Below are 7,165 nucleotides of genomic sequence, written 5' to 3' on the forward strand. Positions count from 1 at the left end.
TCATATTTAGATATCTAAAGATGCACGAAGATCGACAATCGTATCCTTAGATATTGATTTCAAATGTTGTTTCAAGTCATTCATTTTCATGGTCGATGCACTCGATAAGGCTTCCATCACAATGGGCATATTTACCCCCGTGAAACACTCCAATTGATGGCTTTCTTTTTTTTCGTCGATAGCCAAAGCAACCATATTGAATGGTGAACCGGCAAAAATGTCGACAAAGATCAAAACACCATCCCCCGTATCCATTGCATCGATTTTCTCAATAATTTCATTTTTGAGTTGCTCAGGGCTTTCTCCAACAGCTAATCCAATTGTTTCCAGTGCATCAACTGCATCTCCAAAAAACATTCTTGAGCTCTCTTTGAAAGCCTGCGCCAACGGCCCATGTGTAACTATTAAAATATTTACCATATATTCCTTCCTTATAATGAAACGGGGAAGTGAATGGCTTCCCCGCTTACATGAATTATCCTAAGAATCCAACGGCTCCACCAACGAATCCGATGACAAATAATACTAACAATACAGTAGTGATGCTCTTACCTTTTACTTGTAATCGATAAGCCAATAAGGTAAACGCTAAAGGTATGATACAAGGGAAAATCTTATTTAAAATATCGCCAATTTGTAATTTACCTGTACTCAACGTTACCGTTAATACAGCACCAATTGTCACGTACTTTACAATCATCGCACCCAAGCAGAACAAACCAACAATACCCAAGAAGGTCGTTACTTTCGCAATGAATCCTCCTTCTAAGAACTTATCAATCGAGTTTACACCCAACTTATATCCTTGATTGAACATGGCGTATGTAACGGCAAAATCTAACAATGTTACACCGATACCATATGCCCAAGCACCCCAAATATATCCTTGCGCTGCCCAAGCTAAGACGATACTAAGAATGACCGGTTTGATCAATCCAGCCCAGATTGTATCACCAATACCAGCTAATGGACCCATCAATGCAGTCTTTAATTCCGTGACCATGGATGCATCCACATCATCTCCGGCTTCATTAGCAATACCTTCTTCCAATGCAACGACCATACCTGGTAATACAGCTCCCCAACGAGGCTCTGTATTAAAATATTGCATATGGCGAACCAAACCTTCGGACACTTTTTCTTTATTTCCATCATATAATTTATCAAGGATTGGTCCCATCATACCTGCCAAACATCCGGCTTGTAGACGCTGATAGTTATAGGTCATGTGGGAAGTGACCCACCACCAATGCATTGCACTTTTGACATCTTTTTGTGTTAATTTAGCCATACCTATTCAGCCTCCTTTGTTTCGCCAAATCCTAACTTGATCAATAAGACAGCGAAACATACTCCAATGATTGCATACAACAACAAATCAGTCATTTGCGTATATGCGGCAATGGATAAACCTAAAATGAAGAAAATTGCCAATTCTTTTTTCCACATAAACTTCAACAGCATGGACATACCTAATGCAGGTAAAATCTTACCAACGGCTGCCAAACCGTTCATCGACCATACTGGTAAACTTGCAATCATAGTTTTAATGAAATCGCTACCAAACCATGCAATTAAGAATACAGGTAATACACGAACCAATAATACGATGCAAGGTCCACCTAATACTTGTAAACGTCGAATGCCTTTCCAATCACCCTTTTCCGCTAATTTGTCCATACGAACCGGCCAAATTGAAGCAAGTGTCATATAAGCAACATGCATGTAGTTTCCTAATAATCCAATCGGAACCGCAAACGCTACCGACTGGTTAATATCCATACCACCTTTGATGGCAACGAACGTTCCAAGTAATCCGGCCCAATATAGATCCGAGGCATTTGCACCACCTGCAGAAATCCAACCTAGATATGAAATGTTGATTGTTGCACCAATCATCGTTCCTTGTACGGGATTGCCATAAATTAATCCTACCCAGAAACCGGCCATTACTGGCTCACGGAAGAAGTACCAAAACGTTGGTCCTTGTGTACCGTTAAGCAATGCCAATAAAGCCATTAATAATGCTTGTACCATTTGTTCTCTCCTCCTTTAATACTGGTAAGCAATTTTGATTCATTTTTGAATCTTTTCCCAAATCAATCGCTATTGGAATTTTTCAAGAGCTGTTTTAAATGGCACTTTGTTATCTTCTGGAATTGGCTGACAGAAAATTTCAACACCATCTTCATACATCGGTTTCAAGGCATCTACATCTTCTTGTGACATAACGATGTTTCGACAAATATTCACCTTGTTTCCCGCTCCTTCAATTCCACCAACTTGCAATGATGGGTATTTAACACCAGCAGCATAGGCTTTAGCAGCCCCTGCAGGCGTTTTAAACAAAATCAATAAATTATTTGTTGGAAAACTTTCTTCCTTCCAACGTTTTCCTGCTTCATCCGCAGTTAAGACTTCAACTTTTACACCATGTGGTGCCGCATTTAATAAAATTTTCTTCATGATCGGGCTTTTTGCCGAACGATCATCAATGACAACAATGGATTCAATATCATATTTCTTGACCCAACGTGTCATTACCTGTCCATGAATTAAACGAAAATCAATTCTAGTTAGCTTTAAATTGTCCATATGCTCTCCCATTAATATTTGCTTGCTATTTCCACAAATCGTTGCGCTCTTCTTGTCAATTCGGCATAATTGCCTTCTTCGCGTAATTTTTTATCAACCAATCGCGAAGAGATGCCAGCTCCTACAAATCCTAGATCCAAATATTGTTTGAATGTTTCTTCTGTAACACTGACCGTTGCAATGTATTTCACATGATGAAGGGGCGCAAAAATATCTTTGCAGTATTTGATACCTAACGTTCCAGCTGGAAATAACTTAATAAAATCAGCTCCTGCTTCATCTGCAGCACAAATTTCCGAAGGTGTCATAGCCCCTGGCATAGATACCAAGCCTGCATCTAACGTTTCCTTTACAACAGATTCATTGAAATTGGGCGAAACAATAAATTCGGCCCCTGCTTCTTTAGCAATATGAACTTGTTCTGTTGTTAGAACCGTTCCAACACCTAGTTTCAGCACATCACCAAACTGTTTCTTTAACATTTTGATATTACGTGTGATCGTTTCGGCTGTATTAGGATCCGTTTGATCAAATGTGATTTCGAAACAACGAATGCCTCCATCAACCAGTGCCTTTGCCAATTTTCTCAGTTCTTCATCATAGATTCCTCGAGTGATCGCAATAATTTTATTTTCTTCAATAGCTTGAATTACTTCATCTCGTATCATTCTTTATCACCTACAATCCATTTACAATCTCACTTGGACGCTTTCCATTGTGTACATTGATAATATCTTCATACACTTTTTGATTCATTCCTTTAGTGCACTCTAAGTTATACACACCGACATGAGGAGACAATACCACTCTATCCAATTTCAAGAGAGGATTCGTTGGCTCGATGGGTTCTCGGATGCATGCATCCGCTCCATAACCAAACAATTTTTTATTTTCGATAGCTTGTGCCACAGCTACTTCATCAACCAATGCTCCTCGAGCACAATTGAGCAAGATTGCTGACGACTTCATCCATCCCAATTCTTCTTTACCAATCAAATGTTCATTTTCATCGGTTAAATTACAATGCAAAGAAATGATATCAGCATGTTCTAAAACATACTTTAAATCGCACAGCGTCACATCTTTTTGCCGAGCAACTTCTTTTGGCAAGAATGGGTCATAGACAAGGATCTGATTATTATAGCCTTGCTTCATGATGTCCCCCACCCTTTGACCGATATTGCCATATCCAATGATTCCTGTGACTTTGTTTCGAAGGTGTAGACCCATCAATCGTTCACGATGTACGCCCCACTCTTGTTCATGGACCATACGATTGGCCACACATATGTTCCGTGCTACGGCATGTAATAACGCAATCGTAATTTCTGCTACTGCATCTTGCTCTATGATTTTGGCTTCCTTTGTAACATATACACCATGTTTTCTGGCTGCTTCTAGATTGATATTGTTGTAACCAAGACCGTGACGAGCCACTAATTTGACATCTGGATCTAAATCAAAAAATTTAGCTTTTAAGGTTGGATGTGTCCCTAAAATGATGTATTGATACCCTCGCAATTGATTAGCTAATTCTTCGGAAGATACATCCTGATCAAATCTAAACTTCTGAACGGGTCCAATTTCGGATTCCAGATATTGAATATACTCAGGAAAATCTCGACCATAACTGTTTACGTTCACAATCGCAATTTTTTCTTTCTGCAAACTTTTTCACCTCACTTCATCTCGATTCGGGCTCAAGCCATTTGCTTTGCGCAATTTACTTTTAACATGGATATTTTACATGGTCAAATTCATATTTTTTTCAATGTGTAACACTTATTTTTACTTTATATAAAGCATATTTCAAATTTTATACACATTAAATCATAAATAAATACACTTTGTGCTACAATGAAGTTACACATATGATCTGACAATAAAGAAAAAATTCATATAAAATCACACGAAAAAAATACCGATTTTTTTCAATAAATTGTAAGCGCTTATATCAATAGGAGGACTTTATGGATAAATCAACTCGCCAAGAACAAATAAAAAAAGTAGTCGAAAAATACACGACTACTCATATTGAAGATAATACATTTACTTTTGATGACTGCAGTGCTTATTCCATTGCACTAGATCTATCTATCGACCGCTCGAATGTATCAAGAATTTTAAACAAATTATTCACCTTAAATCAATTGATCAAGATTGAAGGTCGGCCAACTTTGTATATATCCCGAGAAGTGGTTCTAAAATACTATCCATCCATAAAGCTACCCAAAATTATCTTAAAAACAGATTCCATCACCAATTACATCCACACTTCAAATGTCGTAAACAGCAATCAATTATCTCAAATCGTGGGCATGGAAAATGATGGCTCACTCTATTTTGCGATTCAACGTTTGGCTCCTTACTTTTTCCTACCTCCATCAAAAAATGTAACGGTTCTTGAAATTGTCGGTGAAAAAGGAACGGGAAAGAAATTTATTGTTCAATCTTTATTTGCTATTGCCCACCAACAAAATATTTTCAAGCAAGCACAATCCATCTATTTTTGTAGTGCACATTATTTAAAAAATGATAAAAATTCAATCATCAATCAAATGCAAGTAGAAGATTTCCCAATCATTTATATTGATGACATCAATGAAAATACGATTGACTATATCACGACATTTATCCATGATATATCATTGAAATATAAAAATCATAAACTGAATCAACCATTGATTTTTTTAGCTGTATATCCAAGTGTGATTCTTGATACCTCTAACTTGATCATACCTACCAAAGTAAAAATTCCTAACCTAAAAGAGCGGCCAAAAAAAGAAATCCTTTTGCTCTTTCTTTCTTTGATCATTCAATTTGCCAAAGAAACTAATCATGCATTGATCTTACACACGGATCAAGTCGGTAAATTTATCGACTATGATTACAATCTAAATTGTCAGGAACTCTATCAAGAAACATATAAGTTCTTAGCTAAAAATCTATATTATTCTGAAAATAATGGAGAAACCATCGATTTAAATTCACAACATTTAAGCCATCATTTTCGACCCATCAACAATTATTCCGATTCAGCCAAAAAATTGATAGCTAATTTACCAGAAATGATCGATATCAATCCACATACTTCAATTCAATCCTTTCAGGATACATATTTCAGTAAATCGGATCAATTGTATCTCAGTGAATCAATCGATCAAGATTTTGATGTGTTTGAAATGTTCATCAAATGTACATCCTCTTTGAATCATTTCCAATTTGATTCTTTTGATAATATTTTTGAAGAAAAATTAAAAGACAGTCCTTTAGCTAAAGATCCAAATATTCTTAAACTCACCTGTCAGATCCTTCAGGAATTTGTCGATAATCGGATATCAATCTTAAAATATAAGGTAAATAATAAACTGAAGATATCTCGATCCACTCAAAATATGTTCAATATCGTACAATATTACGTGCAGATGAAAAATCACTTTAGGATCATGGAAACTGAAAAGTTTTTGCTTCAAAGCATCATTGAACAAGGATTAGAAATCGTCAATGATACTAAAGTACCATCTCTAATCATTTGCCATCATAACAATACAAGTGAGAACTACGCAGATAAATTTAATGAATATTCCCATTCCCACCGATTTTATTCGATTGATTATAATGAGCAATGGGAATCACGACCTTTAAAAGATTTTCGAAACCATATTGCTCACCTAATTGAAATGATCAGCAGAGGAAAAGGGATGACTTTATTTGTAGATTCGTACCCACTCACCTTATTGGATAGTCAACTTGTATTAAAATTGAAAATACAATTATTTTCATTTTCTGCAGTATCTGCATTCGCCTTATATACAGCTTCGCAAATCACTAATTACGATACATTTTTTAGTAGTAGAGGATATTTGATGAATCAAAATAAAATCAATTCCTATTTACTCAAAAGCACATTAAATCAAAAAAAAGATAGAGATACCGATTTGACCTTCTTTGGCAGTTTATTTCCTTCTATTGATATTACGAAAACAAATGAAATTTTCTACAAATGTTTATTATTTATTGCCCAAAATGTTCAATTCGAATTGAATAACCGTATTATTGTTGATTTTCTTTTTCACGCAAACTGCATTATAGACAAAACAATAAATTCCAATCGGAAATACACACAAGTTGAAACAACCGATGAAGATGTTTCTCACATCATTAAACAATCTTTATCCATACAACCAAAACTTTCAGGATTAGAATTTACCGATACTGAAATCAATATATTATATAACTCTATTTATGAGAACATCCCCAACAATCAACAATAATCTCCATTCAACACATATGTGCATCGCACAAATAATTATCAGTCATATACTAGAAAAAGTGCAGATGATTCTATCATTCCATCTGCATCTTTATTTATGATTATTGTTGAGAAGAGAAAAAATTATATAAAATATCGGTTGCCCGATTCACGGTATTGATTTCGGATTCTTGAGATCGAGAACCAATATGTGCTGTTAAATAGGGGTATTTAATTTTTAGGGTGGTTTTTTCCACTCTCTTTTTTTATACTCATTTTTCTATTTAAGATTTAGGGTGGAAAATAACATATTGTTGT

At 35.6% G+C, this 7,165-nt stretch carries 7 protein-coding genes; 1 reads left to right on the top strand and 6 read right to left on the bottom strand.

Annotation, left to right across the window (positions count from 1 at the left end):
* Nucleotides 1-6 precede the first annotated feature (6 nt).
* The 6 genes from EDX97_RS10670 to EDX97_RS10695 all read right to left on the bottom strand — a co-directional run bounded on the left by EDX97_RS10670 (nt 7) and on the right by EDX97_RS10695 (nt 4,263).
* The gene (locus EDX97_RS10670; RefSeq protein ID WP_128521138.1) at nt 7-420 is read right to left on the bottom strand and encodes a PTS sugar transporter subunit IIA; all 414 of its coding nucleotides are present in this window, start codon (nt 418-420) and stop codon (nt 7-9) included.
* A gap of 55 nt (nt 421-475) precedes the next feature.
* Complete coding sequence (locus EDX97_RS10675) at nt 476-1,291, bottom strand: PTS system mannose/fructose/sorbose family transporter subunit IID (protein ID WP_128521139.1); 816 nt, start codon at nt 1,289-1,291, stop codon at nt 476-478.
* A gap of 2 nt (nt 1,292-1,293) precedes the next feature.
* On the bottom strand, nt 1,294-2,037 hold the full coding sequence (locus tag EDX97_RS10680; protein ID WP_128521140.1) for a PTS mannose/fructose/sorbose/N-acetylgalactosamine transporter subunit IIC: 744 nt from the start codon (nt 2,035-2,037) through the stop codon (nt 1,294-1,296).
* A 69-nt stretch (nt 2,038-2,106) separates the two neighbouring features.
* Nucleotides 2,107-2,595 carry a PTS sugar transporter subunit IIB gene (locus EDX97_RS10685; protein ID WP_128521141.1) on the bottom strand — a complete coding sequence of 163 codons (489 nt, stop codon included), beginning with the start codon at nt 2,593-2,595 and terminating at the stop codon, nt 2,107-2,109.
* 11 nt (nt 2,596-2,606) lie between these two features.
* Nucleotides 2,607-3,263 carry a bifunctional 4-hydroxy-2-oxoglutarate aldolase/2-dehydro-3-deoxy-phosphogluconate aldolase gene (locus tag EDX97_RS10690; RefSeq protein ID WP_128521142.1) on the bottom strand — a complete coding sequence of 219 codons (657 nt, stop codon included), beginning with the start codon at nt 3,261-3,263 and terminating at the stop codon, nt 2,607-2,609.
* Between the two features lie 10 nt (nt 3,264-3,273).
* Nucleotides 3,274-4,263, bottom strand: a complete 990-nt coding sequence (locus EDX97_RS10695) for an NAD(P)-dependent oxidoreductase (RefSeq protein ID WP_128521143.1) — start codon at nt 4,261-4,263, stop codon at nt 3,274-3,276.
* 302 nt (nt 4,264-4,565) lie between these two features.
* Here EDX97_RS10695 and EDX97_RS10700 point away from each other — a divergent pair, with 302 nt between their 5' ends.
* A complete protein-coding gene (locus tag EDX97_RS10700) occupies nt 4,566-6,869 on the top strand; it encodes a transcriptional regulator (RefSeq protein WP_128521144.1) in 2,304 nt (767 codons plus the stop codon).
* Nucleotides 6,870-7,165 lie beyond the last annotated feature (296 nt).

This window comes from Absicoccus porci, assembly GCF_003725415.1.
Lineage (GTDB): Bacteria > Bacillota_I > Bacilli_A > Erysipelotrichales > Erysipelotrichaceae > Absicoccus > Absicoccus porci.